At 67.6% G+C, this 24,499-nt stretch carries 23 protein-coding genes, 5 tRNA genes and 2 pseudogenes; 7 read left to right on the top strand and 23 right to left on the bottom strand.

Translation table 11 applies throughout. The features are described from left to right. Nucleotides 1-12: 12 nt before the first annotated feature. Nucleotides 13-88: transfer RNA gene (locus BN1263_RS03490), tRNA-Gly, on the bottom strand. Nucleotides 89-221: 133 nt separating this feature from the next. Between BN1263_RS03490 and BN1263_RS03485 the strand changes: the two genes are divergently transcribed. After that, a complete protein-coding gene (locus BN1263_RS03485; protein WP_058979594.1) occupies nucleotides 222-650 on the top strand; it encodes a hypothetical protein in 429 nt (142 codons plus the stop codon). Nucleotides 651-652: 2 nt separating this feature from the next. Here BN1263_RS03485 and BN1263_RS03480 read toward each other — a convergent pair whose 3' ends face one another. The 18 genes and pseudogenes from BN1263_RS03480 to BN1263_RS03395 all read right to left on the bottom strand — a co-directional run bounded on the left by BN1263_RS03480 (nucleotide 653) and on the right by BN1263_RS03395 (nucleotide 19,298). Continuing rightward, nucleotides 653-1,573: an HlyD family secretion protein gene (locus BN1263_RS03480; RefSeq protein ID WP_021202081.1), complete on the bottom strand. Its 921-nt coding sequence runs from the start codon at nucleotides 1,571-1,573 to the stop codon at nucleotides 653-655. Then, nucleotides 1,570-2,298: an ABC transporter ATP-binding protein gene (locus tag BN1263_RS03475; protein ID WP_058979592.1), complete on the bottom strand. Its 729-nt coding sequence runs from the start codon at nucleotides 2,296-2,298 to the stop codon at nucleotides 1,570-1,572. Before BN1263_RS03475 ends, BN1263_RS03480 begins: the two co-directional genes overlap by 4 nt. A gap of 10 nt (nucleotides 2,299-2,308) precedes the next feature. After that, a complete protein-coding gene (locus BN1263_RS03470; protein ID WP_058979590.1) occupies nucleotides 2,309-3,448 on the bottom strand; it encodes an ABC transporter permease in 1,140 nt (379 codons plus the stop codon). After that, a complete protein-coding gene (locus tag BN1263_RS03465; RefSeq protein ID WP_058979589.1) occupies nucleotides 3,445-4,908 on the bottom strand; it encodes an efflux transporter outer membrane subunit in 1,464 nt (487 codons plus the stop codon). Before BN1263_RS03465 ends, BN1263_RS03470 begins: the two co-directional genes overlap by 4 nt. 360 nt (nucleotides 4,909-5,268) lie before the next feature. Next, nucleotides 5,269-5,344: transfer RNA gene (locus BN1263_RS03460), tRNA-Gly, on the bottom strand. Between the two features lie 138 nt (nucleotides 5,345-5,482). Then, a tRNA-Gly gene (locus tag BN1263_RS03455) sits at nucleotides 5,483-5,558 on the bottom strand. Nucleotides 5,559-5,739: 181 nt separating this feature from the next. Continuing rightward, nucleotides 5,740-6,366 carry a CDP-diacylglycerol--glycerol-3-phosphate 3-phosphatidyltransferase gene (gene pgsA / locus BN1263_RS03450; protein WP_049413149.1) on the bottom strand — a complete coding sequence of 209 codons (627 nt, stop codon included), beginning with the start codon at nucleotides 6,364-6,366 and terminating at the stop codon, nucleotides 5,740-5,742. Nucleotides 6,367-6,384: 18 nt separating this feature from the next. Next, nucleotides 6,385-8,229, bottom strand: coding sequence for an excinuclease ABC subunit UvrC (uvrC, locus tag BN1263_RS03445; protein WP_058979586.1), 1,845 nt, complete (start codon nucleotides 8,227-8,229; stop codon nucleotides 6,385-6,387). Further along, nucleotides 8,226-9,637 (bottom strand): annotated as a pseudogene (locus BN1263_RS03440) (hypothetical protein). The gene uvrC and the pseudogene BN1263_RS03440 overlap by 4 nt, the downstream one beginning before the upstream one ends. Continuing rightward, nucleotides 9,634-10,122 (bottom strand): low molecular weight protein-tyrosine-phosphatase, encoded by a 489-nt coding sequence (locus BN1263_RS03435; RefSeq protein ID WP_058979584.1) that lies wholly within the window; start codon nucleotides 10,120-10,122, stop codon nucleotides 9,634-9,636. Before BN1263_RS03435 ends, BN1263_RS03440 begins: the two are co-directional and overlap by 4 nt. Continuing rightward, nucleotides 10,119-10,892, bottom strand: coding sequence for a 3-deoxy-manno-octulosonate cytidylyltransferase (gene kdsB, locus BN1263_RS03430; RefSeq protein ID WP_058979583.1), 774 nt, complete (start codon nucleotides 10,890-10,892; stop codon nucleotides 10,119-10,121). Before kdsB ends, BN1263_RS03435 begins: the two co-directional genes overlap by 4 nt. 74 nt (nucleotides 10,893-10,966) lie before the next feature. Next, nucleotides 10,967-11,986: a tetraacyldisaccharide 4'-kinase gene (lpxK, locus tag BN1263_RS03425; RefSeq protein WP_058979581.1), complete on the bottom strand. Its 1,020-nt coding sequence runs from the start codon at nucleotides 11,984-11,986 to the stop codon at nucleotides 10,967-10,969. Then, complete coding sequence (gene msbA, locus BN1263_RS03420; RefSeq protein ID WP_058979578.1) at nucleotides 11,986-13,734, bottom strand: lipid A export permease/ATP-binding protein MsbA; 1,749 nt, start codon at nucleotides 13,732-13,734, stop codon at nucleotides 11,986-11,988. Before msbA ends, lpxK begins: the two co-directional genes overlap by 1 nt. Continuing rightward, nucleotides 13,731-14,153, bottom strand: coding sequence for an ExbD/TolR family protein (locus BN1263_RS03415; protein ID WP_019658998.1), 423 nt, complete (start codon nucleotides 14,151-14,153; stop codon nucleotides 13,731-13,733). Before BN1263_RS03415 ends, msbA begins: the two co-directional genes overlap by 4 nt. A gap of 3 nt (nucleotides 14,154-14,156) precedes the next feature. Next, a complete protein-coding gene (locus tag BN1263_RS03410) occupies nucleotides 14,157-14,819 on the bottom strand; it encodes a MotA/TolQ/ExbB proton channel family protein (protein ID WP_058979575.1) in 663 nt (220 codons plus the stop codon). Between the two features lie 3 nt (nucleotides 14,820-14,822). Continuing rightward, complete coding sequence (locus BN1263_RS03405; RefSeq protein ID WP_058979572.1) at nucleotides 14,823-17,222, bottom strand: DNA internalization-related competence protein ComEC/Rec2; 2,400 nt, start codon at nucleotides 17,220-17,222, stop codon at nucleotides 14,823-14,825. A gap of 59 nt (nucleotides 17,223-17,281) precedes the next feature. Further along, nucleotides 17,282-18,625 (bottom strand): sensor histidine kinase, encoded by a 1,344-nt coding sequence (locus tag BN1263_RS03400; protein ID WP_021203594.1) that lies wholly within the window; start codon nucleotides 18,623-18,625, stop codon nucleotides 17,282-17,284. Between the two features lies 1 nt (nucleotide 18,626). After that, on the bottom strand, nucleotides 18,627-19,298 hold the full coding sequence (locus BN1263_RS03395; RefSeq protein WP_019659002.1) for a response regulator transcription factor: 672 nt from the start codon (nucleotides 19,296-19,298) through the stop codon (nucleotides 18,627-18,629). 209 nt (nucleotides 19,299-19,507) lie between these two features. On the opposite strand from BN1263_RS03395, the pseudogene BN1263_RS20990 reads away from it, so the two are divergent. Next, nucleotides 19,508-19,609 (top strand): annotated as a pseudogene (locus BN1263_RS20990) (MipA/OmpV family protein); the annotation flags it as partial. Nucleotides 19,610-19,641: 32 nt separating this feature from the next. Continuing rightward, nucleotides 19,642-19,926 (top strand): hypothetical protein, encoded by a 285-nt coding sequence (locus BN1263_RS03390; RefSeq protein ID WP_019659004.1) that lies wholly within the window; start codon nucleotides 19,642-19,644, stop codon nucleotides 19,924-19,926. Nucleotides 19,927-19,944: 18 nt separating this feature from the next. Here BN1263_RS03390 and BN1263_RS20665 read toward each other — a convergent pair whose 3' ends face one another. Continuing rightward, nucleotides 19,945-20,085, bottom strand: coding sequence for a hypothetical protein (locus BN1263_RS20665; RefSeq protein ID WP_021203593.1), 141 nt, complete (start codon nucleotides 20,083-20,085; stop codon nucleotides 19,945-19,947). Nucleotides 20,086-20,241: 156 nt separating this feature from the next. Here BN1263_RS20665 and BN1263_RS03385 point away from each other — a divergent pair, with 156 nt between their 5' ends. From BN1263_RS03385 to BN1263_RS03370, 4 genes are all read left to right on the top strand, one after another. Then, nucleotides 20,242-20,811 (top strand): peroxiredoxin family protein, encoded by a 570-nt coding sequence (locus tag BN1263_RS03385; protein WP_058979570.1) that lies wholly within the window; start codon nucleotides 20,242-20,244, stop codon nucleotides 20,809-20,811. Between the two features lie 110 nt (nucleotides 20,812-20,921). Beyond that, entirely contained in the window at nucleotides 20,922-21,113 is a 192-nt protein-coding gene (locus BN1263_RS03380; protein WP_019659007.1) for a hypothetical protein, read from the top strand. A 63-nt stretch (nucleotides 21,114-21,176) separates the two neighbouring features. Beyond that, the gene (locus BN1263_RS03375; RefSeq protein WP_019659008.1) at nucleotides 21,177-21,368 is read left to right on the top strand and encodes a hypothetical protein; all 192 of its coding nucleotides are present in this window, start codon (nucleotides 21,177-21,179) and stop codon (nucleotides 21,366-21,368) included. A gap of 232 nt (nucleotides 21,369-21,600) precedes the next feature. Continuing rightward, nucleotides 21,601-21,933 (top strand): hypothetical protein, encoded by a 333-nt coding sequence (locus BN1263_RS03370; RefSeq protein ID WP_021203592.1) that lies wholly within the window; start codon nucleotides 21,601-21,603, stop codon nucleotides 21,931-21,933. Nucleotides 21,934-22,029: 96 nt separating this feature from the next. Here BN1263_RS03370 and BN1263_RS03365 read toward each other — a convergent pair. From BN1263_RS03365 to uvrB, 3 genes are all read right to left on the bottom strand, one after another. Further along, nucleotides 22,030-22,104: transfer RNA gene (locus BN1263_RS03365), tRNA-Val, on the bottom strand. Nucleotides 22,105-22,203: 99 nt separating this feature from the next. After that, a tRNA-Val gene (locus BN1263_RS03360) sits at nucleotides 22,204-22,278 on the bottom strand. Between the two features lie 107 nt (nucleotides 22,279-22,385). After that, nucleotides 22,386-24,410, bottom strand: a complete 2,025-nt coding sequence (gene uvrB, locus BN1263_RS03355) for an excinuclease ABC subunit UvrB (RefSeq protein WP_021203591.1) — start codon at nucleotides 24,408-24,410, stop codon at nucleotides 22,386-22,388. Nucleotides 24,411-24,499: the final 89 nt, after the last annotated feature.

Genomic DNA, 24,499 nt, shown 5'->3' with positions numbered 1-24,499 from the left:
CCCTGTAGAATCTGGAGCGGGAAACGAGACTCGAACTCGCGACCTCAACCTTGGCAAGGTTGCGCTCTACCAACTGAGCTATTCCCGCAGATTCCGTTCGACCTGCGTCGAAGGAGCGCCATTGTGTCCAAATTCCTTCACGCCGTCAACAGTCTTCACATCATGCGGTCACGGGCGTCCGCGCTGGGGTACGCTGCCCCGCCCAAGCACGGACACCGCCGATGCCGAGACGCTACGTCCGCCTGTTCTGGTTGCTGGTCGCGCTGACCTGGCTGGCGCTGATCGCCTCGCTGGTCAATGCCGGTTTCACCCCGGACTACTGGCTGCTGCACCGACTGGAAGGCGCTGAGCTGCCCTACCCGACCAGCACCGTCATCCTGTTCGCGCTGCTGGGAACGGTTGAGCTGGTGGTGGCCGCGTTGATCGTGCGGCCTTGGAAACTGAAACGCCTGTGGCTGCGTCTGCTGATCGCCTTTGCCTTGCTGCTGGTGTGGTCGGTACCGTGGATGCTGTCGGCGATGCACCAGCCGCCGGTACAAGGCATGCACCTGCTGTGGTTGCTGCTGCTGGACGTGGGATTGCTGCTGGCGCTGTGCGGGGTGTCGGCGGTGAGCGCGTGGCGGGCGTTCAGGCGTCCGCCACCACGCTAGGCCTACTTCCGGAACTCCACCCGCACGTGCTGGCCGAAGCGCGCCTTGGCCTCGCCATCGAACTCCAGCACACACTCCACCACCTTGGCCACGCCACGCCCTGCATCTTCAGGCAGGCGTGCCTGCGCGAACACCGGGCTGATGCGTACCACGCGTGCGGTCGGCAGCGTGCCGGTGTTCTCGGCACCATCACTGTCCGGTACCACCGCCGCTTTCATGCCTACCTGCACCGCATCGGCGTAGGCGGCGCTCAGTTCGGCGCGCACCTGCAGCGGGCGCGCCGGCAGCAACGAGATCGCCGGCTTGCCCGCCTGCACGAAGGCACCGACGCCCGGCACCTGGCCGACCACGGTGCCGGCTTCCGGCGCGCTCAACGACATCTGCTGCAGTTTCAGCTTCGCGTGCTCCAGCTTGTGCTGCGCCATGTCGACCTGCGCACCGGCCACGTCGACATCGGCGCGCACGCCGGCCAGCTGCTGTTTGGCTGCATCGGCCTGCTGGTTCGAGGACACGCCTTCGCTGGCGCCCGTGGACAGACGGGTGGCGTTGCGCTCCAGTTCGCGCAGCTGCGCCTGGCTGCCCTTCAGGCGGTCATTGGCCAAGGCCAGATCGGCGCTGGCCATCGCCACCTCCTGCTGCAGCAGGGCACCATCCAGCGACAGCAGCAGCTGCCCCTTCTTAACCGTGGCGCCTTCCTTCACCGGCGCTGCAGTGATCGAGCCATCCACCGGCGGTGCCAGTGCGATCAGGCCACCTTCGACGTCAATGATGCCCCGCGCCACGGCGACCTTGCCGGCGGCGGCAGTACCCTCCTTGCCTGAGGGGGCCGATGCAGCGGTGGGCGCTTCCCTGGAACAGGCGCCGAGCAGCAGTGCCGCGGACAGGGCCAGGCTGAGGGGAAGCAGATGCGACGTCTTGGTCATGGGGCGGACTCTACGGTTTCGTTCTGGCGGCGGTCATCACGGACCATGCCGTCTTCCATGGCGATCACCCGATCGGCATGCCGGATCAGGCGCGGATCGTGGCTCACGCACAGCACGGTGGCGCCATGCGCACGTGCGTAGCGATGCAGGATGTCGATCACGCGCTGACCGTTCTCGGCGTCCAGCGCGCTGGTGGGTTCGTCTGCGAAGATCAACGTCGGCGACTTGGCGAACGCGCGGGCGACAGCGACGCGCTGTTTCTCGCCACCGGACAGCTGCGCCGGGCGCATGTGGCTGCGGTGGCTGAGGCCGACTTCTTCCAGAGCCATGCGGGCCAGCGGCTCGCTTTCGCGATTGCGCATGCCGCGGTAGCCCAGTGGCAGCTGTACCTGCTCCAACGCAGTCAGTGCCGGGAACAGGTTGAAGCCCTGGAACACGAAGCCGACATGGTGCAGGCGGAAACGCTCCACTTCACTGCGGGTCATGTGGCCCACGTCCTGGCCCAGCGCGTGCACGCGACCGCCATCGGGTGCGGCCAGGCCGGACAGCAGCGACAGCAGCGTGCTCTTGCCGCAGCCGGACGGGCCGGATACCAGGGTCAGCTCGCCGGGATAGATGTCCAGCGACAGGCCACGCAGCACCGGCACCTGCACATCACCGGACATGAAGCCTTTTTCCAATGCTTCGGCCTGTAACGTGGGGGCGACGGCATGTTTGGAGGTCATCGGCCGGTCCTCAACGCAGCAGCAACGATGGATCGGAGCGGACGACACTGCGCACCGCCATGATGCTGGAGAGCATGGCCATCACCGCGACCAGCGCCACGCAGCCGAGGATCACCATCGGCGTCAGCTGCACCGGCACGCGCTGGGTCTGCGCGATCAGCAGCACCACCGTGCTGAACGCCGCCGCCAGCAGCATGCCCACGCCACCGATCAGCAATGCCTGCTCGAACACCACCCGTGCCAGCGCATAGCGGCCTACACCGAGTGCATTGAGCGTGGCGTACTCGCGGACCGAGCCGGCCACCACCGAGGCGAACGACTGGTTGGTGATCACCGCGCCGACGAAGCAGACGATGACGGCCAGGAACAGCACCGCGATGCCGGCGCCGGTGTCGAACAGCCAGTATTGCTGCGAACGGCTGGCGAACGCCGGCGCGGTCCAGAACTCGACCGGTGTGGCCTGGCCCATCGACGCGGCCAGGCGGTCACGCACGCGGTCGGCCAGGTCCGGCGAGCGCAAGCCCGCCACGAAATAGGTGCTTCCCGCGTGTGGGTCGGTGCCGGCGATGGCGCGCGCCGTGTCCAGCGAGGCCAGTACGTTGACACCACCAAGGCCCCGCAGGCCCGGTTGTGCGGCGACCACGCGCACCGCCTTGCCATTGATCCAGGCACGATTGTTCTGCAGGTCCACGCCCAGCGTATCCAGATCGGCGCTGTCGACGATCACCGCACCGGGCTCGCGAAGCTGCGCGCGCAGGTTCGCAGGGAGGATGCGCGCGAACATCATCGCGTCGTCCCGGGTGGAGATGCCGGACAGGTACACCGACACATTGCCGGTGCCCTGCGCGCCGGACCGCCATTCGCCGTCGACCCACTCGTAGGGTTCGACGCGGGTGACATCCGGGTCCATGCGCAGGTGGCTTTCGACGTCGGCGCTGATCGCATGGCCGTAGTTGACGCTCTGGGTGCCGGGGAAACCGGCCCAGATATCGGCCGAGGATGCCTTCACGTAGATCGCAGCGGTACCGAAGATGCCCAGCACCAGTGCCGCCTGCACGATCAGCAGCACGCCGGCGAAACACATCGCCAGCACCACCGGCAGGAACCGGCGCCACTCATAGGCCAGGGTCTTGCGGGCCAGCGCGATCATTGCTGTTCGCCCTCAGCCTCGACCGGCAGCGGTGCACCGCCGAGGGCGCGGTACAGCGACGCAAAGGCCAGCACGCGCGCCCCCTGAGCACCGATCAGGTCGGCCTGCGAGGCCAATGCGGCACGCTGCGTATCCAGCCCATCGAACTCGCTGGACAGGCCCAGCTGCACCTGCCGCGCCTGGCGCTTGACCTGCTGCCCGGCGGCATCGTTGGCCGCGCGCAGCGACTGGATGCTGCTGTCCTGCCGCGCCAGGCTGCCCAGCGCGCCTTCCACTTCGCTCACACCTTCCAGCACCGCCTTGCGGTACCCCAGCAAGGCAGCATCCAGCTGCTTTTCATCGGCATGGAAGCGCGCGCGACGCTGGCCCCAGTCCCACAGCGGAATATCGATGTACGGGCCGATCGACGGGCTCGAATCGGAATTGGAGCGGGCGTTCTGGGTGAGGTTGTACGCGTACAGGATGGAGCCGCCAAGGCTGACCCGTGGATACATCGCTGCGCGCGCCGAACCCTTGCTGGCCGCGGCCTGCATCACCTCCGATTCGGCCAGCAGGATCTGCGGACGGTGGCGCAACAGGTCCGCCGGGACCTGCTGCAGTGAGAATGCACCGAGCTTCGGCGGCGCGCGGTATGCACGCCAGGCGGGATCCGGCCCGTCACGCCCCAGCAGCAGCGCCAGCGCGCGGGCCGCGTTGTCCGCGTTTTCGCGGGCCTGCGCCGTCGCTGCTCGGGTCGCGGCCTGGCGCGCACGCAGGCGTTCCAGCTCGCCCGGCTCATCCAGGCGCAAGCGCAGGCGAACCAGTGCCAGTTGTTCGCCGCGATCATCCACGGCCTGCTGCCGGGCCAGCAGATCCTGCTGGGCCTGGGCCACGGTCAGGTCCAGATAACTGCGCACTACGTCGGCAATCACCGCCACCCGTGCGGCATTGCGCAGCGCCTCGGCATTGCCGGCCGAGGCCTGCGCGCTCAACTGCGCGCTCTCGGCGGCACCGAACAGGCCCAGGTCCCAGATCGCTTCGATACCGGCATGGAAATAAGTGTCGACCGCAGCAGCATCCTGCACCTGCTTGGCGCTGGCGGTGATTTCTGGCAGAAAGCGCGCGTTGGAGGCGTCGGCGACGATGCGCACCGCCTGCAGGCGCAACGTGGCCTGCTGCAGATCAAGGTTGCCGGCGATGGCCTGGTCGACCAGGCCGTCCAGCGCCGGGTCGGCCAGCACCTTCCACCACTGCCTGGCATCCACCGCTACGCCCTGGCCCTGCGGCACCTGGGTCCAGGTGCTGGGTGTGCGATCAGGCAGGTCCGGAGCCGGCACCGACATGCAACCTGCGAGCGCCAGGCTGGTCAGCAGCGCGCCCGGGCGCAGCACTGCCTGCAGGGAGAGTCCGCGCCCGGCCCTGGGCACTGCCACTGAAGTGATACGCCTGACCACCAGCCCGCCAACGTGTAGAAGGAGCATGAAGGCTACCGTGCGATTGTGGAGCGAACATGGAGAATTGGTCCGAAAACGGTCACCACACGCGTGCGGTTCAGGCAACGCTGCCCCAGTCTTTCACTGCGCTTTCAACGCGTTCCCGGGGCAGAACACTGGATGCTTTTCACGGCGCATTGCACATTGCGACGCCTCCCCGGCTCGACGTACCACACGCGTGAACTTCCCCGCCGCTGGCAGCCAATCGCTTCGATCACGGCGGTGGCTGTCGGTGCATCGTGATCGCGCTGACCGCTCCACCGGCCTCGAACGCTTGCTGGCGACCCATGGGCGCATCCGGCCCGACAAACGAAAAACGCCCCCTTCCGGGAGCGTTCTTCTTGAATCTGGAGCGGGAAACGAGACTCGAACTCGCGACCTCAACCTTGGCAAGGTTGCGCTCTACCAACTGAGCTATTCCCGCTTGGGAGGCGGCATTCTACCGGATTCACATCAGAGGTCAAGCATGGATCGCGAAGATCCGATGCCATCGATGAAGCGCCACTTCATCACCGATGAGAGAATGAAAAACGCTCTCTTGCGAGAGCGTTCTTCTTGAATCTGGAGCGGGAAACGAGACTCGAACTCGCGACCTCAACCTTGGCAAGGTTGCGCTCTACCAACTGAGCTATTCCCGCTTGGGAGGCGAAATTTTACCTGTTCCAAGAATGGCGTCAAGCGATTTTTTCAGGGCCTGCGAGGCGCCCAGCACCGCGCTGATCTACTACAGCATCCCCCGCAAACCGGCAGATCCGCATCATCCGTGGATGCAGCATTTCCAGTAGATCCACGCCATGCGTGGATAGCGGATCGATGGGCTCAGTTGCCCAGCTTCTTCTGCCGCGCACGCTCGCGCGCAGCGCGCTCGTCATCACGCAGGCTCGGCCAGGCGGCATGCAGGTACTGCAGGCCCGACCACAGGGTCAGCACCGCGGCAATCGCCAGGGTCCAGTCGCCGATGCGGAACACCGGCCAGCCCATCCAGATGTCTTCCACCGGCACGTTGGGGGCCACCGAATACAGCAGGCACAGCAGCGCGACCATCTGCGCGGTGGTCTTGATCTTGCCGATCATCGCCACGCGCACCTTGGCGCGCTGGCCCAGCTCGGCCATCCATTCGCGCAGCGCCGACACCGCGATCTCGCGGCCGACGATCACCGCCGCCCAGAACGCCATCCACGGCGTCGGATGACCCTGCACGATCAGGAACAGCGCCACTGCCACCATCAGCTTGTCCGCGACCGGATCGAGGAAGGCGCCGAAGGCCGACTCCAGCTGGTAACGGCGTGCAATCCAGCCATCGAGCCAGTCGGTGATCGCGGCCAGGCCGAAGATCGCCGCCGAAGCGAAGTTGGTCCAGGTGTAGGGCAGGTAGAACACCAGCACCAGCACCGGGATCATCACGATCCGCAACAACGTCAGCCAGGTGGGCAGGGTCAACTTCATGCTTGCGTGCTTCTCTCTCTACTCGGCCGCATCGGGCGTGGCCAACCCGTGCAGGTTAGCGTAGATACGTGCCGCGAGGGCGTCATTGATGCCTTCCACCTTGGCGATTTCCGCTTCGCCAGCGGCTTTCAGGCCCACCAGGCCACCGAAATGCTTGAGCAGGCTGGCGCGGCGGCGCGGCCCGATGCCGGGGATATCCTCCAGCTTGCTGGTCATCCGTGCCTTCTGGCGGCGCCCACGGTGGCCGGTGATGGCAAAGCGGTGCGCCTCGTCGCGCACCTGCTGGATGAACTGCAGCGCCGGGTTGGCCGCGCCCGGGCGCAGCTCGCGGCCATCGGGCATCACCAGCGCTTCGTGGCCGGCGCGGCGCTCCACTCCCTTGGCCACGCCCACCAGCAGCACGCCTTCCACGCCCAGGTCGGCCAGTGCGGCCTGCGCCTGCGCCAGCTGCCCTGCGCCGCCGTCGATCAGCAGCACGTCCGGCAGCACGCCCTGCTCTTCCACCGCACGGCGGAAGCGGCGGTCGATGGCCTGGCGCATGGCGGCGTAGTCATCGCCCGGCTCGATGCCGCTGATGTTGAAGCGGCGGTACTGCGCACGCACCGGGCCGGCCGCATCGAACACCACGCACGAGGCCACGGTAGCCTCGCCCAGGGTGTGGCTGATATCGAAACACTCGACCCGCTTGACCGGCTCGGCCAGGCCCAGCATCTCGCGCAGTGCGTCGCTGCGCGCGTGCTGCGCGTTGCGGCTGTTGAGTTCGGTGGCCAGGGTCAGCTGCGCGTTACGGCTGGCCAGTTCCACGTAGCCGGCGCGCTCGCCGCGCACGTTCCACTTCAGCTGCACCTTGCGCTCGGCCGAGGCCGACAGCGCGGCAACCAGCAGGTCGGCATCGGGAATCTCGCGGTCCAGCAGGATCTCACGCGGCGGCTCGAATTCGATGTAGTACTGCGAAACGAACGCGGCCAGCACTTCCTCCGGGCTTTCCTCGCCGTTGGTGCGCGGGAAGAACGGGCGGGTGCCGAGGTTGCGGCCATCTCGAAAGGCCAGCAGCAGCACGCAGGCCTGCGACCCCTGCATGGCCACCGCCAGCACGTCCAGGTCCGCGGCGCGGCCGTCCACGTACTGCCGGGTCTGCATGCTGCGCAGCGAGGAAATCAGATCGCGCAGGCGCGCGGCCTGCTCGAACTCCAGCGCCTCGCTGGCGGCCTGCATCTGCTCGCCCAGCTCGCGGGTGAGCTCGTCGCTCTTGCCCTCCAGGAACAGCGCGGCGCGGCGCACCGATTCGGCGTACTCGGCAGGCGCTACCAGCTCCACGCACGGCGCGCTGCAACGGCCGATCTGGTACTGCAGGCACGGCCGCGAACGGTTGCGGAACACGCTGTCCTCGCAGCTGCGCAGCTTGAACAGCTTGTGCATCAGGTTCAGCGTTTCGCGTACCGCGGTCACGCCCGGGTACGGCCCGAAATAGCGGCCAGGAATGGCGCGCGGGCCGCGATGCAAGGCAATGCGCGGCCAGTTCTCGCGGGTCAGCAGTACATGCGGGTAGGTCTTGTCGTCGCGCAGCGAAACGTTGTAACGCGGCGATAGGGATTTGATCAGCTGGTTTTCCAGCAGCAGCGCCTCGGCTTCCGAGCGCGTGACGGTCACGTCCATGCGCGCGATCTGCGAGATCATCGACATGATCCGCGCGTTCTTCGGACTGCCGTTGAAGTAGCTGCCAACGCGATTGCGCAGTGCACGGGCCTTGCCCACATACAGCAGGGTGTCGTCGGCGGCGTACATGCGGTACACGCCGGGCGCGGTGCTGAGCTGGGCCGCGAAGGCCTTGCCGTCGAAGGCCGGGGCGGGAACGTCGGTCATTCGCTGATCGGCACTTCGCTGAGCACGCCACTGTCGGGATCGAATCGCAGCACGGCATGGGCGTCGGTCTCGGCAATCCACACCGCCCCGGCCCCACCGCCAGGCCGGCCGGGCCATGCAGGCGACGCGGCAGCGGTTGGGTCGTCAGTTCGCCTCCGCCGAGGCGCAGCGTGCGCAGGCGACCGTTGCCGGTATCGGCAATCCACAGCAGCGGCGCATCCGGGCTCAGCGCGATGGCCTGCGGGAACTGCAGGCTGGCCTGGGCGCGGGGACCGTCTTCACTGCCGAAGCGCCAGGGCCCCTGCCCGACCAGGGTCTGCACCAGGTCGCCACGCAGCTGAAGCGCGCGGATCGAGGAACCCAGCGCATCGGCCACGTACAGCACCTGCTGCACCACGGCGAGCGCGGTGGGCTGGGCGAAGGCCGCCAGATGGCCGCTGCCATCACGCTCGTCAATGGAGCCGCTGCCGGCGCGCCATTGCAGGCTGCGCTGACCCAGGTGGTAGCTCCAGATGCGGTTGTCGCCGGCCATCGCGATGTGCAGCTGGTTGTCGGCAATGGCCAAGCCGACCGGGTGGTCCAGCGAGACCTGCCGCGGCTGCGCAACCGGACCTTCCACCGGCGCACCGGGACGCCCGTTGCCACACAGGGTGTCGACGGTGCCGGTCAACAGGTTGATGCGGCGCACGGCATGGTTGCCGGTATCGGCCACGTACAGCGAATCGCGCTCCAGCACCAGCGCCTGCGGGCGATGGAATGCCGCTTCGGCAAGGTTGCCATCCATGAAATCGGCGGTACCGAGGCCGAACTGGCGCAGGATGCGGCCACCGTGGCTGCATTCAAGGATGCGGTGGTGGCCACTGTCGGCGATGTACAGGCGCTCGGTGCTGACTGCCAGCCCCAACGGGAAGCGCAGGGCCTGGCGCGGTTCCGGATGCAGTTCGCTGCCCCCGCGCGACGGCGCCGAAGGGGCTCCCTGGCACAGCGCGTTCAAGGCGCGTTCCAGTTCACCGGGGGCCCCCAGCCCGATCAGCCGTTGCTGCTCCCTGCCCTGTGCATCCAGCAGCACCAGGGTCGGCCAGGCGCTGACGCCGAAGCGGCGCCAGCCATCCCAGTCGGCATCCAGCAGCACAGGCATGGTCAGGCCCTGGCGACGCAGCAGTTTCAGTGCAGCGCTGGCGTCACGTTCGAAATCGAAGCGCGGCACCTGCAGCACCAGCGGCTGCAGCTTGCCCGGATGGCGCGACAGCCATTGGCCGAACTCGGCCAGGCGTTGCGCGCTCCAGGCGGAGGCCGCATTGACGAACAGCAGCGCGACCGGCCGGCCGCGCAGTTCGGTCAGGGTGCAGGGGCTGGCGTTGAGCCAGGTGGCGAACTCGGGCAGGTCCGGGACGGGCTGGACGTTCATGATCCGATTATGCCGGAGTCGGCGTCATGCAACAGTCGTGCCACTGCACGTTTTGCAGCATCGTCGACCAGCGACCAGACCTGTTCGAAATGATCGCTCCCGCCGGTGTACGGATCGGGGATCGCGATCCGCCCCTGCGCGCCGGACCAGGGCAGGTACAGCGCCAGCCGTTCGCGCTGGGCCGGCGTGGCGATACGGCCGGCGTCACGCAGGTTGGCCTCGTCGGCACACAGGATCCAGTCGAAACGGTCGAAATCCGCGGCCTGCAGCTGGCGTGCGCGCAGGCTGCCGATGTCCACACCGTGCCCGGCCGCGCAGGCGATCGCACGCCGGTCCGGTGGCTCGCCCACGTGCCAGTCGCCGGTGCCGGCCGAATCCACCTGCACCTGCCCGGCCAGCGGCGAGGCCTCCAGGCGTGCACGCAGCGCACCTTCGGCCATCGGCGAACGGCAGATGTTGCCGAGGCAGACGACCAGCAGTTTCATCGGGCAGCCAGCACCTGAAGAAGCGCTTCGGCGCGCTCCAGGTCCTCGGGCGTGTCGATGCCCGGCGGGAACGGTTCCGGCGAGATCGCCACACTGATCGGGTAGCCCGCCTCCAGCACACGCAGCTGCTCCAGCGATTCGACCTGCTCCAGCTGGCCCGGCGGCATTGCCGCGAACTGCTGCAGGAAACCGGCACGGTAGCCATAGATGCCGATATGGCGCAGCCAGTTGTGACCGGCCGGCAGCGCGTCGCGGCTGCGTGCAAAGCCATCGCGGTGCCAGGCGATCGGCGCGCGGCTGAAGTACATCGCCTCGTTGCGCACGTTGCGCACCAGCTTGACCACGTTCGGGTCGAACAGCGTAGGCGCGTCCTCGACGGCGGTGGCCAGGGTCGACATCGGTGCAGTGCCGTTGGCCAGTACCTCGGCCACGGCGCGGATGCCGGCCGCCGGTGCGAACGGCTCGTCGCCCTGCAGGTTGACCACCACCGTGTCATCGGCCCAGCCGGCAATGCGTGCGCACTCGGCCAGGCGATCGGTGCCGGACGCATGCGACGCAGCGGTCATTGCCACCTTCACCTCGGCCAGCCCGGACAGCGCATCGGCAATGCGCTGATCGTCGGTCGCTACCCAGACCTCCCGGGCGCCGGCCTGCAGCGCGCGGCGCGCCACGTGCAGTACCAGCGGTTCACCACCCAGCAGGCGCAACGGCTTGCCGGGCAGCCGCGAGGCGGCATAGCGGGCCGGGATGGCGACGACGAATTCGGTCATGGGGCGGTACTCGGCAGGCTCGTTACAAGGGGAATGCGGCCGGCGGCGCGTGAATGCAAGCGCCGCTGCGCCGCTCAGTTCGGTCGCAGCTTGTCCAGGCGGTCAGTCAGCGCCACCCAGAACGCGGCGGGCAACTCGGCGCGCAGCGGAACCGCGTAGTGCCAGTCGTTGCCGAACGCCCGGCATTTCACCGCATCCTTTTCGGTCATCAGTACCGGCAACTGGCTGCCGAAGGACAGGTCCTGCGGCTGATAGGCCTGGTGGTCGGCGAACGCATGCGGCACGACGCCGATGCCACGCGCGCGCAGCATGTCGAAGAAGCGCTGCGGATGGGCGATGCCGGCCACCGCATGCACGCGCTGGCCCTTGAAGTACGCCAGCGGGCGCGCGCGGCCACCGGCCAGCGGCTGCGCACTGTCGATGTGCAGGGCCATTGGCCACTGGCCGAAGCCACAGGCCTGTGCCGCGGTCTCCTCATCGGCCTGGCCGAGATTGACCACGCGGAAATCGCACTCGCTGGCGCGGCTGACCGGCTCGCGCAGCGGCCCGGCCGGAATCATCCGGCCATTGCCATAGCGACGCTGCGCATCGACCACTTCGATCTCGATGTCGCGCGCCAGCCGGTAATGCTGCAGGCCGTCATCGCAGACGATCACATCGCAGCCAGCCTCGATCAGCGCCCTGCCGGCAGCAACACGATCACTGTCCACGCGTACCGGCACGCCGGTCTTCCAGGCGATCAGCACCGGCTCGTCACCGCCCTTGGCGGTCGGCGTATCGGCCTTTACCCACAGTGGCGTGTCGGCATCCTCGCGCCCGTAACCGCGGCTGGCCACGCCCGGCTTCCAGCCGGCGGCACGCAGGCGCTCCACCAGTGCGATGGTCAGCGGCGTCTTGCCAGTGCCACCGGCGGTGATGTTGCCAACCACGATGACCGGCACCGGCAGCGTGTAACGCTTGCGCCAGCCACGCCGATAGGCGCGCCGGCGCAGCGCGGTGACGCCGACGTACAGCGGTGCCAGCAGGCGCATCGCCCACGGAACCGGGCTGCCGTCGTACCAGTACGCCGGGGTCTGGGTACCCTTGCCGGCCATCAGTCCTGCCTTTCGCGGAACTGCATGCTGTGCAGATGCTGGTACAGGCCGCCCAGCTCGAGCAGCTCCTTGTGGGTGCCGCGTTCAACGATGCGGCCATGGTCCATCACCAGCACCTGGTCGGCATGCTCGATGGTCGACAGCCGGTGCGCGATGACCAGCGTGGTGCGTTCGGGCATCAGGCGCTGCAGCGCGTCCTGCACCAGGCGCTCGGATTCGTTGTCCAGCGCCGCAGTGGCTTCGTCGAGGATAAGGATCGGGGCGTCGCGCAGGATCGCGCGGGCGATCGCCAGGCGCTGGCGCTGGCCACCGGACAGCAGCGCGCCGTTCTCGCCTACCGGCGTCTGCAGCTGCTGCGGCATCCGCGCGATGAACTCCCAGGCGTTGGCGGCCTCGGCCGCCGCACGGATCTGCTCGTCGGTCGCTTCCATGCCATAGGCGATGTTGGCGGCGATGGTGTCATCGAACAGCATCACCTTCTGCCCGACGATCGCCACCTGCCGGCGCAGGTCAGCCAGCGGATAGTCATCCAGCGCCACGCCATCGAGGGTGATGACGCCGCCACTGGGCTCGTAGAAGCGTGGCACCAGCCGGATCAGGCTGGTCTTGCCGCTGCCGGAACGGCCGACAATGGCCGTCACCGTACCCGGCCTGGCAACGAAACTGATGTCGTCCAGGGCGACGCCACTGTCTTCGCGGTAGCGCAGCATGACGTGGTCGAACGCCAGTTCGCCACGCACGCGTTGCACGCGGTGCTGGCCTTCGTCGCGCTCCACCGGCATGTCGAGGATGCCGAACAGGCGCTCGGCGGCGGACACGCCGCGCGAAATCGAGGTCTGCACGCTGGTCAGGCGCCGCAGCGAAGGAATGATCGCCATCATCGAGGTCATCAGGCCCATGAACTGGCCGGCATTGAGGCGGCCGGCCAGGGCTTCGCGGGTCGACACCCAGACGATCACCGCCAGCGCCAGTGCGGCCAGGAACTGCACCACGCTGGACGCCGCCGCGCGGGTGACCTCGACCTTCATGTTCAGCGCCAGCATGCGGTTGGCCAGGCGCGAGTAGCGCGAGATCTCATGCTGCTGGGTGCCGTGCACCTTCACTTCCTGCTGCGCCGCCAAGGACTGCTCGGCGGTCTGCGCCATCGTGCCCATGCCGTCCTGGATGCCGCGGCTGATGCGACGATAGCGCTTGCCCACGTAGGACACGATGGCACCGATCAGCGGCACCACCAGCAGCATCGCCAGGGTTACCTTGACGCTCATCTGCAGCATCACCGCCAGCATCGCGATGATGGTGAGGGTATCGGCCACCACGGTCTTCAGCGCGTCGGCGCTGGCCTGGGTGACCTGCTCGGTATCGAAGTTCAGGCGGCTGACCATCACCGGCGTTGCTTCGGTGTCGAAGTGCGACGACGGCAGGTGCAGGTACTTCTGCAGCACCTGCTCACGCAGGTCGCGGACCACGCTGCGGCCGGTCTTGGCCAGCGTATAGTCGCTGACCCAGGTGGCCACGCTGCGCATCAGGAACAGGCCGAGGATGGTCAGCGGCAGGACCACGGCCGCGCGCGGCTGCGGATCGACAAACCCCTCGTTGACCAGCGGCTCCATCAGCTTGGTGAAGTGATAGCCGGCCAGGGCTTCGACCACCATGGCGATGACCGCGCCCACCATGAACACCCAGTAGGTGCGGGTGTAGCCCAGCAGACGTTTGTAGATCGGCCACACCGGCGCGTGATGGGAACTCATGGACGCACCTCTGGCGCAGTTGCAATGGCGATACGACGGAAACCGAGCTGACCGAGCGCGTCCTGCGCAGTCACCACGGCCTGGTAGGGGGTGCGTGCGTCGGCGCGCAGCAGCACCGGCTGGCTGCGATCGCTGCCGGCGACCGATGCGATGGTCTGCTTGACCGACTCGACATCGCTGCGCAGCACTTCCTGGTCATTGATGAAATAGCGGCCTTCGGCGTTGATCAGCACGCTGAGCGAGCGCGGCGGCTCGTTGCTGGGCTGCTGGCTGGCGGTCGGCAGCTGCACCTGCAGCGTCGAGCGCGCATCGAAGGTGGTGGTGACCACGAAGAAGATGATCAGCACCAGGATGACGTCGATCAGCGGCACCAGATCGATATGCGGCTCATCCTGGGATCGGTCATTGCCGATACGCATCGATCAGACCTTCGCCGTGGCAGCGTGGGCCGGCCGCGCCGGCGCGGCCGGGTTCATCACCCCGGGGCGGCCGTCGAGCGTATCCAGCAGTGCACTGGCTTCCTGTTCCATTTCCACCACATAGCTGTGGATCCGGCCCTTGAAATAGCGATGGAACATCAGCGCCGGGATGGCCACGATCATGCCGGTGGCGGTGCACACCAGCGCCTTGCCGATGCCGCCGGCCAGCTGGTTCACGTCGCCCACGCCATGGTCGAGGATGCCCAGGAACATCTGGATCATGCCGATCACGGTGCCCAGCAGGCCCAGCAGCGGGCCGGCCGAGGCGATGGTGCCCAGCGCGTTGAGGAAGCGCTCCATGCGGTGCACCAGGTGGCGCCCGGTGTCCTCGATCCGCTCACGGATCTGGTCGCGCGGGCGGTTGCGCGCTTCCAGCGCAGCGGCCAGCAGCGCGCCCAGCGGCGAGTTGGCGCGCAGGGTCTGCAGGTGCGCCGGGTCAAGCTTGCCGCGTGCGGCCCAGTTGCGCACTTCCTGGCCAAGCCCGGGCGGCAGCACTTCCGTTCGCCGCAGGGACCAGAAACGCTCCAGGATGATCGCCAAAGCCAGTACGCCCAACAGCAGCAGCGGCACCATTGGCCAGCCACCGGCCTTGACCAGTTCCCACACGTTTCAACCCTCCGGCCCAACGGCCGCTTGTTCGTTCGGCGATAGGATAGCAGCCGACCGCGCCCGCCCAGCGGCATCCCACCACCGGGATGCGTGGATACGCTGTTCACGCAGCTGCAGCCCTTGTGCACCAAGCCATACGCGGATCGCTCCGGAGTCGGCCGTGGCCAGCACTTCCGCCCCCTGCGCCTGCCAGCGTTGGACCACGTCCTGGCGTGGATGGCCGAAACGGTTGCGGTGGCCGGCCGAAACCACCGCCAACCGTGGCGCCACGGCGGCCACCCACGGCGCGCTGGAGCTGCCACCGCTGCCATGATGCGGCACCAGCACCACATCCGCCTTCAGCGCGGCCGGAGACGCCTGCAGCAGCGTCCGCTCGGCCGGCCGGCCGATGTCACCCGGCAGCAGGACCACGCCGTGGTGGCTGGCGATGCGCAGCACGCAGCTGTCTTCGTTCTCGGCCTGACGGCTGCCCGGCGCCGGGTGCAGGACCTGGAAATCTACCCCGTCCCACTGCCAGCGCAGCCCGTGGTGGCAGGACGTGGCGCCAGCGATGGTGCTGCCCGGCGGCGCCAGCAGCTGCAGTCCGGGCAGCTGCCGTCGCAGGCTGGACAGGCTGCCGGTGTGATCCAGATGGTCATGGCTGAGCATCACCTGCCGGGGCGGCGCCTGGCCGAGCGCGCGCAGGGCCGGGACCAGAATGCGCTCGTTGCCCTCGCCGCCGGTCGGAGGCCCTACGTCGTACCAGAGTGCGTGCCGCGCTGTACGCACCAGCACCGCTGTGCCCTGCCCCACATCGTGCACCAGCAGCTCCAGTTCCCCCTCGGCCGGTGCATGCCGCGCCGGCCACAACAGCGGCAGGCACAGCAGCAGGCCCGCCAGGCCACCGCCGGCGCCGCGTGGCAGCAGCCACCAGAACACCCCCGCCAATGCCGCCGGTACGGCCCAGCGCGGCGCCTCGGCCAACCACCACATGGCCTGCGGGTGCAGCGCCAGTGGCTGCAGCGCCTGCCAGCTCAGCTCGAACAGCCGGGCCGCAGCACGCCAGGACCAGCGGCCGGCTCCCTCGTGCAGCGCATGCAGCCCCGTACCCAGCAACGACAACGGCACCACCAGCAACGTCCACCACGGAATGATCGGCAGGTTGACCAGCGGCCCCAACCGCGCGGTGCCGCCGAACAGGGCCACGCACAGCGGCAACAGGCCGAGGCTGGCCACGCCCTGGGCGGCCAGGAAGCCACGCAGGCCCCCACCGGCGCCCTCCGGCCCGGTTCGCGGCAGGCACCACAGCAGCCACAGCACCCCGCCAAAGCTGAGCCAGAAGCCGGCCGACAACACCGACAGCGGCGCCGGCAGCAGCATCACCATCGCGGCCAGGGCCAACCCCTGCCCCGCACCCACCGGGCGACGTCCGGCACGGGCCAGTGCCACCAGCCCGATCATCAGCGCCGCGCGCACCGTTGGCAGCGCGCCGCCGGCGGCCACGGCATAGGCGGCTGCGGCCAGCGCTGCACCCCATGCCGCCGCCTGTGGCCGTGGCCAGCAACGTCCCAGCACCGGGCACAGCCACCACGGCAAGCGGCACAGCAGTACCCCGAAGCCCGCCACCACGCCGACGTGAAAACCGGAAATGGCGACCAGATGGGTCAGGCCCAGCGCGCGCAGGTGTTCCCAGTCGGCATCGGACAGCCCGCGGGTATCGCCCAGCGCCAAGGCCTGCACGAACCGCGCGGCAGGATGTGCCACCTGCGTAGCGATGGCGTCACTACTGCGCTCGCGCCAGGCTGGCAGGCCCTGCGCAGGCGCGCGCTCACGCGCAGCCCCCGGGTCGCGTACCGTGCCATTGCCGGAGATGCCGCGCAGCAAAGCATGGCGTTCGCCATCGAAGCCGCCGGGATTGATCCGCGAACGTGGCGCACGCACGCGCAGCGGCAACTGCCAATGCGATCCCGCACGAACCGCATGCCGCCCACCCTCGGCCTCGTGCGCTGACGACCCGCGCCACGGATCGTTCCAGGTGACCTGCAGGCGCTTGCCGCGCAGCGCTGGCAGCGCATCGGCCTCGTCCACGTGCAACACGAAACGGGTGTAGCCGGGCCCCCGCTGCGGAAGATCGGCCACCCGTCCGCTCACCCGCACATCCTGCGGCGGCGCGCCGGGTGGCAGCTGGCCGTGCAGCGCCCAATGCCCGTGCAATGTTGCCCATGCCAGGCCGAGCACGATTGCAGCCCAGGGGCGGCCGCGCCAGCGCAGCAGCCAGCCCGCGCCGCCGGCAACCGCCATCGGCGCGCTCAGCCACAGCGGCAGCAGCGCCGGCATCTGCACGCAGGCCAGCGCGCCCAGCACCAGGCCGGCAGCGCAGCCGGGGCCGAACAGGGCCGGCGCGGAACGTTCGGAAGCCATTCCATCAGCCTGCCGCCAGGCGCTACAGGCTGCCTATCGGGGTTTCCCCCGCGCGGCTGTCAGCGCCGGACGGTGCCGCGATGGAAGTTGACCCGGAAGCTGGCACCACCGCCGGTGGCCTCGCCGACACTGACCGAGCCGCCGTGATGCTGCACGATTTCCTTCACCAGATGCAGGCCGAGGCCACTGCCGCTGCCCGCCGCGCGCAGGCGATGGAACGGCTCGAAGATCGCTTCACGGTCACTCACCGGAATACCGGCGCCCTGATCGCTGACTTCCAGAAGGCCACGTGCATCCAGGCGCACGCAGATGGTGCCGCGCCCGCCGCCGTGGACGATGGCGTTGTGCACCAGGTTGGCGATCACCCGCCCCAGCGCCAGGCTGTCGCCATGGATCCACACGGGCGACTCCGGCGCATCCACCTCGAAGCCATAGCCGGCGCCGACCACCAGTGGCGCCAGATCGGCGGCCGCTTCACGCACCAGCAGCGCCAGATCCAGCCGCTGCAGTGCGCCGACATTGCGATCGAGCCGCTGCAGGTCAAGCAGGTGCTCGGCGACGTTGCCGAGCCGCGCCACGTCGGTCAGCAGCTGCGATTTCAGCTCACCCTGCGGCAGCTGCGACAAGCGCGCCTGTACCACTGCAATCGGCACCCGCAGCTCGTGCGCGGCATCGGCGAGGAACTTGTCACGTGCTGCATAGCCCTGCTGCACCTTGTCGATCGCGTCGTTGAAAGCTTCCACCAGCGGCGCGACCTCGGTCGATACCAGCTGCGCATCCAGCCGCGCACCCGGCTGGCCGATATCCAGCTCCTTGGCCTGCTGTGCGGATCGACGCACGCCGCGCATCGCACGGTGGATCACGGTCGGCATCACCAGCAGCGTGATCACGATCAGCGGCAGGAAGAACCACAGGCCGATCAGGCGCAGCACCATCAGTGCGCCGTCCAGCAGCCCGCCCTTCGGCGCCCCGCCCACCATAACCGTGATGCGCCGCCCATCCTCGTTGCGGATCATCACCCGCGCAACGTCCAGATAGGGCGGCACCAGTGAACCCAGTTCGGTGGCGCCCACTGTCGGCAAGCGTGCCAGCAATGGGGCGTGGACCGCAGGGATCGTGCCGCGCTCCAGCCACGTGCCCCTGTCATCAACCGCCGCGAACCAGAGGTTGCCCCCCGCCCCGGCATTGAGCCTGTCCCAGCGCGCCTGGTCCAGTACCAGCCGGCCGCCTTCGCTGTGCACGGCTTTGGCTACCGCCTCGGCCGTGAACATGTCCATTCCCCAAGTGTCCTTGTCGCCCCAGGTCAGGATCAACGCGACCACCGCGAACAACACAGTGAAGGCCTGCGCCAGGAACAACCGCCAGGCCAGGCCGAGCGTGATGGAGCGGATCGGTCGGGTCATCTCACGCCTCCGCCAGCAGATAGCCGACGCCGCGGATCACATGGATCTCCACACCAGCCCCGGCCTGCTGCAGCGCCTTGCGCAGCTTGGAAATGTGCGCGTCGAGTGCATTGGACTGGATCTCGTCATCAAACCCGTACACCGCCGCTTCCAGCGCGCTGCGTGTGACCGTGCGCCCCTGGCGCATCGCCAGCGCCTGCAGCACCAGCACCTGGCGCCGGGGCAGTGCCAGCGGCTGGCCTCCCACCTGCGCCTGCAGCGATTCGAAGTCGAATTCCAGCCGCCCCAGGTGCAGGCGCGGCGTCACCATCGCGGAGGGCCGCCGTGAGACTGCACGGATCCGCGCCATCAGTTCCTCGATCGCCACTGGCTTCACCAGGTAGTCATCGGCCCCCACATCCAGGCCCTCGACCTTGTCTGACAACGTGCCCTTGGCGGTCAGCATGATCACCGCCAGGTTAGGCCGCAGTGCACGCGCGGTGGCGACGAACGCCGCGCCATCGCCATCGGGCAGCTGGCGGTCGAGCAACATCAACTGGTGTACCGGTTCACGCAGCGCGATCGTAGCTTCGGCCAGGCTTCCGACGACGTCGGCGACCACGCCCTGCCGCTCCAGGCCCGATTGCAGGGCTCGGGACAGATCGGGATCGTCTTCGACCAGGAGGATGCGCATCAGGGGGCTCGGCTACCGGAAACGCTGCCGATCATAGTGCCTTGCGCCGGGTTTGGGCGCCTTCGCGTGCCGATTGCCGACGCGCAATGTTCTGACAATGTTGCGCCCGCACCATGCACAGCCATCCTCCGCAAAGTGGCTGATCGATGCCGTTGCTGCCCCCGACCCTGCTGCGCCTGTTGCTGTTCTCCGCTGCCATCAGCCGTCCGTTGGCCGCCAACCAGCGGTTCGGCGATGCAGTAAAGGACAGCCCGATGGCGCGGCGTGGGACACAGACGTCGGCCTTCGTTTCCCTGATGCGCTCGTTCTGAGCGAGCGCCCGTTACAGACAAGGACACCCCTCATGGCCTGCGTCTCCGCCCCCCTCGAAGCCCATGCGATCCTGTGTGCTCCCGACCTGGACAGCGCAGAACGTGCGTATCTGGGCCTTATGCCCGATCTGGAGCATGTGGATGCGCTGGCCCGCCGCGCACTCGGGCTTTCGCGCGTCGCCGATGCGGCACGCACCTACGCGCTGTCGATGACCCTGGTCGGGCTGCGCCTGCAGGAACTTGAGATGAGCGAAGCGACCGCAAAGGAGCACCGCCAGGCTACGCTGCACAGCCTGCGGCAGGTCTTCAACGCCTGAGCGCAGGGGCACGATGGCTCAGCGGAAGGTGGCCCAGGCCAGCACCGCAGCCAGCAGAGCTACCCAGACCACGGCCTTGAAGGTGCCTTCCAGCATGTTGCCGCCGAACAGCAGCTCGACGAATGGATTGGTCCGGGGAGCCGGAACATGCTCGCTCATCTGAGACGGATCCTGAGAGTGGTAGGGACGCGCACGCCTGCGCAGGAGGCAGTCCAGTACGGGCAGGGCATTGACGGCGACGCGCGGAACGTCTGCTTAACAACTCGCGCCGCAGTTCGGGTATGTTCCGGACAACGCTGCGTTCAAGGATGATCAATGCTCAAGCGCGCCCTGGTTCCTGTTGCTGCCCTGCTGCTGTCGGCGTTGATCATCGCGCTGGGATGGCAGAACCGCCAGTTGCGGCAGATCAACGAGCAGATGGCCGCCCAGCTGCAGGCCATGCAGCATGAGGCGCATGGCCTGGCGCTGGGCACGCGTGCCGATACGTTGGCATTGAAAACCACCCAGCGCACCCGGGTGATGATCGGCGGCGAACGCAGCACTGCCCAGATCCTGTACTTCTTTTCCACCGCCTGCCGCTATTGCCTGGCCTCGATGCCGCAGCTGCAGCAGATTGCTGGCGGACGTGGCACCAGCGAGCTGGTCGGCGTGGGGCTTCCTCCCTACGATGAACTGGCCGACTACGCCGGCAAGCACGATCTGCGCTTCCCGATTGCCATCGACAGCGACGGCGAGGCCGCCAGACGCTACCGCGCCACGGTCACACCGATGCTGGTGGTGCTGGCTGCAGATGGCAGCGTGGCCTACAAACACGTCGGCCAACTCGATGAGCAGGTCGTGCAGGCCGCCATGAAGTCGCTGGCGCCTCGCCTTGCATTGCACTGAGGCGCCACGCGCCCGATCCGCGCGCCCGCCCTCGCCACCAGATTCGCGCCACAACCGGCACTCCGGTGCCTTCGGCAACTGCAACACCAACGCCAACCAAGGAGATACACATGATCGGAAAGAAGGTCCTTTCGTCCGTCGCCGGTATCGTCGTTGTCGCCGCGCTGTCGTTCGGCGCGTCCCAGGCCTTTGCGAAGCCAACCAAGGCTGGCTTCGCGCCGGGCTGCACCTACACGCCGGGCTGCGTTTTCGGCGGCAACGGGACAATCGGTGGTACCCGCATCTGCTGCCAGCCGAACTGACCTGTGCAAGGCCGTCCCGCAAACGGCCTACACCGTGCATTTCCACACCTGAAGGAGCCACGCATGATCGGTAAGAAGAAGCTGTTCTCGTCTGTCGCCGGTATCGTCGTTGTCGCGGCCATGGCCTTCGGCACCAGCCAGGCCTTTGCCGTTGCGCCCAAGACCGGCTATGCGCCCGGTTGCGAGCCGCATCCGAGCTGCCCGTTCGGCAACTCCGGCAAGCCTGGCCAGGTGCTGTGCTGTGATCCGCTGTAATCGAAGCCGAGCTGCGGGTCGGCAGCGCTGACCCAGCGCAGCGGTGTTGATCGGCGCCCACCCGCATCGGGCATCGCGCCGGGCCGTCTCTTGGGGCGGCCCGGCACTTCCGGCCCCGGATTCATCCTTCCCCGGGCGCCTTGGCGCGCGCTTTACCGGCTTTCGTCGCATACCGGTTTCACACCGCAGGGGGCAGTGCCACGCTGGACTCCCTTCTCCGGAGCACCGTGCCATGCCGATGCTTGCCCTGCTGCTGTTGTGCGCTGGCCTGTTCGGCCGCGATACCGACGCCGGGGATGCTTCCCTGCGCAGCCAGATCCTGCAGGCCGAGGCTGGGCAGGCAGGAGCATCTCCAATGCCGGATGAGAAAGCAGACCCGGCCACCCTTCAGCTTTACCGGCTGCGCCAGGATCGCGTGCTGCGCGTGGGCAACCAGCCCCTGCGGGCGGACACCCCGCAGCAGCGCACCGGCTCGGCACGCGTTGCGCAGGTCTGGGAACGCGTGGACGGGCATTGGCGGCTGCAGCGCATGATCAGCATCGACGAATGGGTGGCCCAACGCTGACCGCTGGCTGCAGCCCACTGGCGCAAACGAAAAAAGCCGGCCCGGGGCCGGCTTTCATTCTGATCCACCGTTGCACCGGCAGTGCCGGGAGCCAGGTGGTGGGCGGTACAGGGTTCGAACCTGTGACCCCTACCATGTCAAGGTAGTGCTCTACCGCTGAGCTAACCGCCCATCTTGTTCTTGCCGCCCGAAAGCTGGCCTTTGCTACGTAAAAACCCGGCGCCAGGGCCGGGCTTTGCATTTCACGACAGCCCTCTCCCGAGGACTTCGTGGTGGGCGGTACAGGGTTCGAACCTGTGACCCCTACCATGTCAAGGTAGTGCTCTACCGCTGAGCTAACCGCCCGTTTTTGCTTCTGAACGTTCGCGATTGCGTCGGTGCAGGCCGCGTATATTACGTATGCCCGCCGTGAAGTGCAATACTTTCGTGAAGAAGATGCTGCACTGCCGCGTTCAGCCCAGACTCGCCTCCTTCAGCTGCCTGATCTGGTCGCGCACGCGGGCCGCGTCCTCGAATTCGAGGTCCTTCGCATGCTGGTACATCTGCTGTTCCAGCGCCTTGAGACGGGACGCCAGCTGGGCCGGGCTGAGCGAGCGATAGTCGCCCCCGTCCTCGGCCACGCCAGGCCTGCCCTTGCCCTTGCCCTTCTTCGCTTCCTTCTCTGCCGCATCCGAACGCGCGCCTTCCAGTACGTCGACGATCGGGCGCGCCACCGAGCGCGGCACGATGCCATGTTCCTCGTTGTACTCGACCTGTTTGGCACGACGGCGGTCAGTCTCATCGATCGCGGCCTGCATCGAACGGGTGATCTTGTCCGCATACAGGATCGCCTTGCCACGCACGTTGCGCGCGGCACGGCCGATGGTCTGGATCAGCGAACCGGTGGAACGCAGGAAGCCCTCCTTGTCGGCATCAAGGATCGCCACCAGCGATACCTCGGGCATGTCCAGGCCTTCGCGCAGCAGGTTGATGCCGACCAGCACGTCGAACTTGCCCAGCCGCAGGTCGCGGATGATCTCCACGCGCTCGACCGTGTCCACGTCCGAGTGCAGGTAGCGCACGCGGATACCATGTTCGGTGAGGTATTCCGTGAGATTCTCGGCCATGCGCTTGGTCAGCGTGGTAACCAGCACGCGGTCGCCCGCCTTGATGCGCGCGTTGGCCTCGCTCATCAGGTCGTCGACCTGGGTACCGACCGGGCGGATCTCCACCACCGGGTCGATCAGGCCGGTCGGGCGCACCACCAGTTCGGTGATCTCGTCACCGGCTTCACGCAGTTCGTAGGGCCCGGGCGTGGCCGACACGTAGATGCTGCGCGGGCAGCGCTCCTCCCATTCCTCGAAGCGCAGCGGGCGGTTGTCCAGCGCCGACGGCAGGCGGAAACCGAATTCGACCAGGGTCTCCTTGCGCGAGCGGTCGCCCTTGAACATGGCGCCGATCTGCGGAATGGTCACGTGCGATTCGTCGATCACCAGCAGTGCATCCGGCGGCAGGTAATCGAACAGGGTCGGCGGCGGCTCGCCGGCATTCTTGCCGGTCAGATGCCGGGAGTAGTTCTCGATGCCGTTGCAGTAGCCAACCTCGGCCATCATTTCCAGGTCAAACTGGGTGCGCTGGGCCAGGCGCTGCGCCTCCACCAGCTTGTTCTGCGCGTACAGCTGCTCCAGCCGCTCCTTCAGCTCCACCTTGATCGTCTCGATCGCTGCCAGCACGCGCTCGCGCGTGGTCGCGTAGTGTGTCTTCGGATAAACAGTGAAACGCTGCATGTTGCGCAGCGTCTCGCCGGTCAGCGGGTCGAACAGGGTGATCTTCTCGACCTCGCCATCGAAAAGTTCCAGGCGCAGCGCCTCGCTGTCCGACTCGGCCGGGAACACGTCGATCACTTCGCCACGCACGCGGAACGTACCGCGCTGCAGCTCGTACTCGTTGCGCGTGTACTGCAGCTGGGTGAGGTGATTGATCAGGTCGCGCTGGTCGATGCGCTCGCCCTTGGACAGGATCAGGCGCAGCGACAGATAGTCCTCGGGTGCACCCAGGCCATAGATCGCGGACACCGTGGCCACCACGATCGCATCCGGGCGCGACAGCAGGGTCTTGGTCGCCGCCAGCCGCATCTGCTCGATGTGCTCGTTGATCGAACTGTCCTTCTCGATGAAGGTGTCCGACGACGGCACGTAGGCTTCCGGCTGGTAGTAATCGTAGTAGCTGACGAAGTACTCCACCGCGTTGTGCGGGAAGAATGCCTTGAACTCACCGTACAGCTGCGCCGCCAGCGTCTTGTTCGGCGCCATGATCAGCGTCGGCTTCTGCACGTTCTGGATGACGTTGGCGATGGTGTAGGTCTTGCCCGAACCGGTGACGCCCAGCAGGGTCTGCTTGGCGATGCCCGCTTCGAAGTTGCTGGTCAGCTTTGCGATGGCATCAGGCTGGTCGCCTGCCGGCGAATACGGCGAGACGAGTTCAAAACGGTCGCTCATGGTGTTGCCAGTTCCCGGGAAGGGTGAGTATACGGGGCAAGCGGTGACGGCCAGCTGAGGGGTTTCCGGGCAGGCGGGCGCGGCAGTGC

Origin of the sequence: Stenotrophomonas thermophila, from assembly GCF_001499715.1 — a bacterium.
In the GTDB taxonomy this organism is placed as follows: domain Bacteria; phylum Pseudomonadota; class Gammaproteobacteria; order Xanthomonadales; family Xanthomonadaceae; genus Stenotrophomonas; species Stenotrophomonas hibiscicola.
This window is presented reverse-complemented; position numbering and strand designations above follow the sequence as displayed.

What these genes read in the sequence shown, in the direction of transcription:
- BN1263_RS03485 (WP_058979594.1), top strand. Translation starts at nt 222, where the DNA reads ATGCCGAGACGCTACGTCCGCCTGTTCTGGTTGCTGGTCGCGCTGACC.
- BN1263_RS03480 (WP_021202081.1), bottom strand. Translation starts at nt 1,573, where the DNA reads ATGACCAAGACGTCGCATCTGCTTCCCCTCAGCCTGGCCCTGTCCGCG.
- BN1263_RS03475 (WP_058979592.1), bottom strand. Translation starts at nt 2,298, where the DNA reads ATGACCTCCAAACATGCCGTCGCCCCCACGTTACAGGCCGAAGCATTG.
- BN1263_RS03470 (WP_058979590.1), bottom strand. Translation starts at nt 3,448, where the DNA reads ATGATCGCGCTGGCCCGCAAGACCCTGGCCTATGAGTGGCGCCGGTTC.
- BN1263_RS03465 (WP_058979589.1), bottom strand. Translation starts at nt 4,908, where the DNA reads ATGCTCCTTCTACACGTTGGCGGGCTGGTGGTCAGGCGTATCACTTCA.
- pgsA (WP_049413149.1), bottom strand. Translation starts at nt 6,366, where the DNA reads ATGAAGTTGACCCTGCCCACCTGGCTGACGTTGTTGCGGATCGTGATG.
- uvrC (WP_058979586.1), bottom strand. Translation starts at nt 8,229, where the DNA reads ATGACCGACGTTCCCGCCCCGGCCTTCGACGGCAAGGCCTTCGCGGCC.
- BN1263_RS03435 (WP_058979584.1), bottom strand. Translation starts at nt 10,122, where the DNA reads ATGAAACTGCTGGTCGTCTGCCTCGGCAACATCTGCCGTTCGCCGATG.
- kdsB (WP_058979583.1), bottom strand. Translation starts at nt 10,892, where the DNA reads ATGACCGAATTCGTCGTCGCCATCCCGGCCCGCTATGCCGCCTCGCGG.
- lpxK (WP_058979581.1), bottom strand. Translation starts at nt 11,986, where the DNA reads ATGGCCGGCAAGGGTACCCAGACCCCGGCGTACTGGTACGACGGCAGC.
- msbA (WP_058979578.1), bottom strand. Translation starts at nt 13,734, where the DNA reads ATGAGTTCCCATCACGCGCCGGTGTGGCCGATCTACAAACGTCTGCTG.
- BN1263_RS03415 (WP_019658998.1), bottom strand. Translation starts at nt 14,153, where the DNA reads ATGCGTATCGGCAATGACCGATCCCAGGATGAGCCGCATATCGATCTG.
- BN1263_RS03405 (WP_058979572.1), bottom strand. Translation starts at nt 17,222, where the DNA reads ATGGCTTCCGAACGTTCCGCGCCGGCCCTGTTCGGCCCCGGCTGCGCT.
- BN1263_RS03400 (WP_021203594.1), bottom strand. Translation starts at nt 18,625, where the DNA reads ATGACCCGACCGATCCGCTCCATCACGCTCGGCCTGGCCTGGCGGTTG.
- BN1263_RS03395 (WP_019659002.1), bottom strand. Translation starts at nt 19,298, where the DNA reads ATGCGCATCCTCCTGGTCGAAGACGATCCCGATCTGTCCCGAGCCCTG.
- BN1263_RS03390 (WP_019659004.1), top strand. Translation starts at nt 19,642, where the DNA reads ATGGCCTGCGTCTCCGCCCCCCTCGAAGCCCATGCGATCCTGTGTGCT.
- BN1263_RS20665 (WP_021203593.1), bottom strand. Translation starts at nt 20,085, where the DNA reads ATGAGCGAGCATGTTCCGGCTCCCCGGACCAATCCATTCGTCGAGCTG.
- BN1263_RS03385 (WP_058979570.1), top strand. Translation starts at nt 20,242, where the DNA reads ATGCTCAAGCGCGCCCTGGTTCCTGTTGCTGCCCTGCTGCTGTCGGCG.
- BN1263_RS03380 (WP_019659007.1), top strand. Translation starts at nt 20,922, where the DNA reads ATGATCGGAAAGAAGGTCCTTTCGTCCGTCGCCGGTATCGTCGTTGTC.
- BN1263_RS03375 (WP_019659008.1), top strand. Translation starts at nt 21,177, where the DNA reads ATGATCGGTAAGAAGAAGCTGTTCTCGTCTGTCGCCGGTATCGTCGTT.
- BN1263_RS03370 (WP_021203592.1), top strand. Translation starts at nt 21,601, where the DNA reads ATGCCGATGCTTGCCCTGCTGCTGTTGTGCGCTGGCCTGTTCGGCCGC.
- uvrB (WP_021203591.1), bottom strand. Translation starts at nt 24,410, where the DNA reads ATGAGCGACCGTTTTGAACTCGTCTCGCCGTATTCGCCGGCAGGCGAC.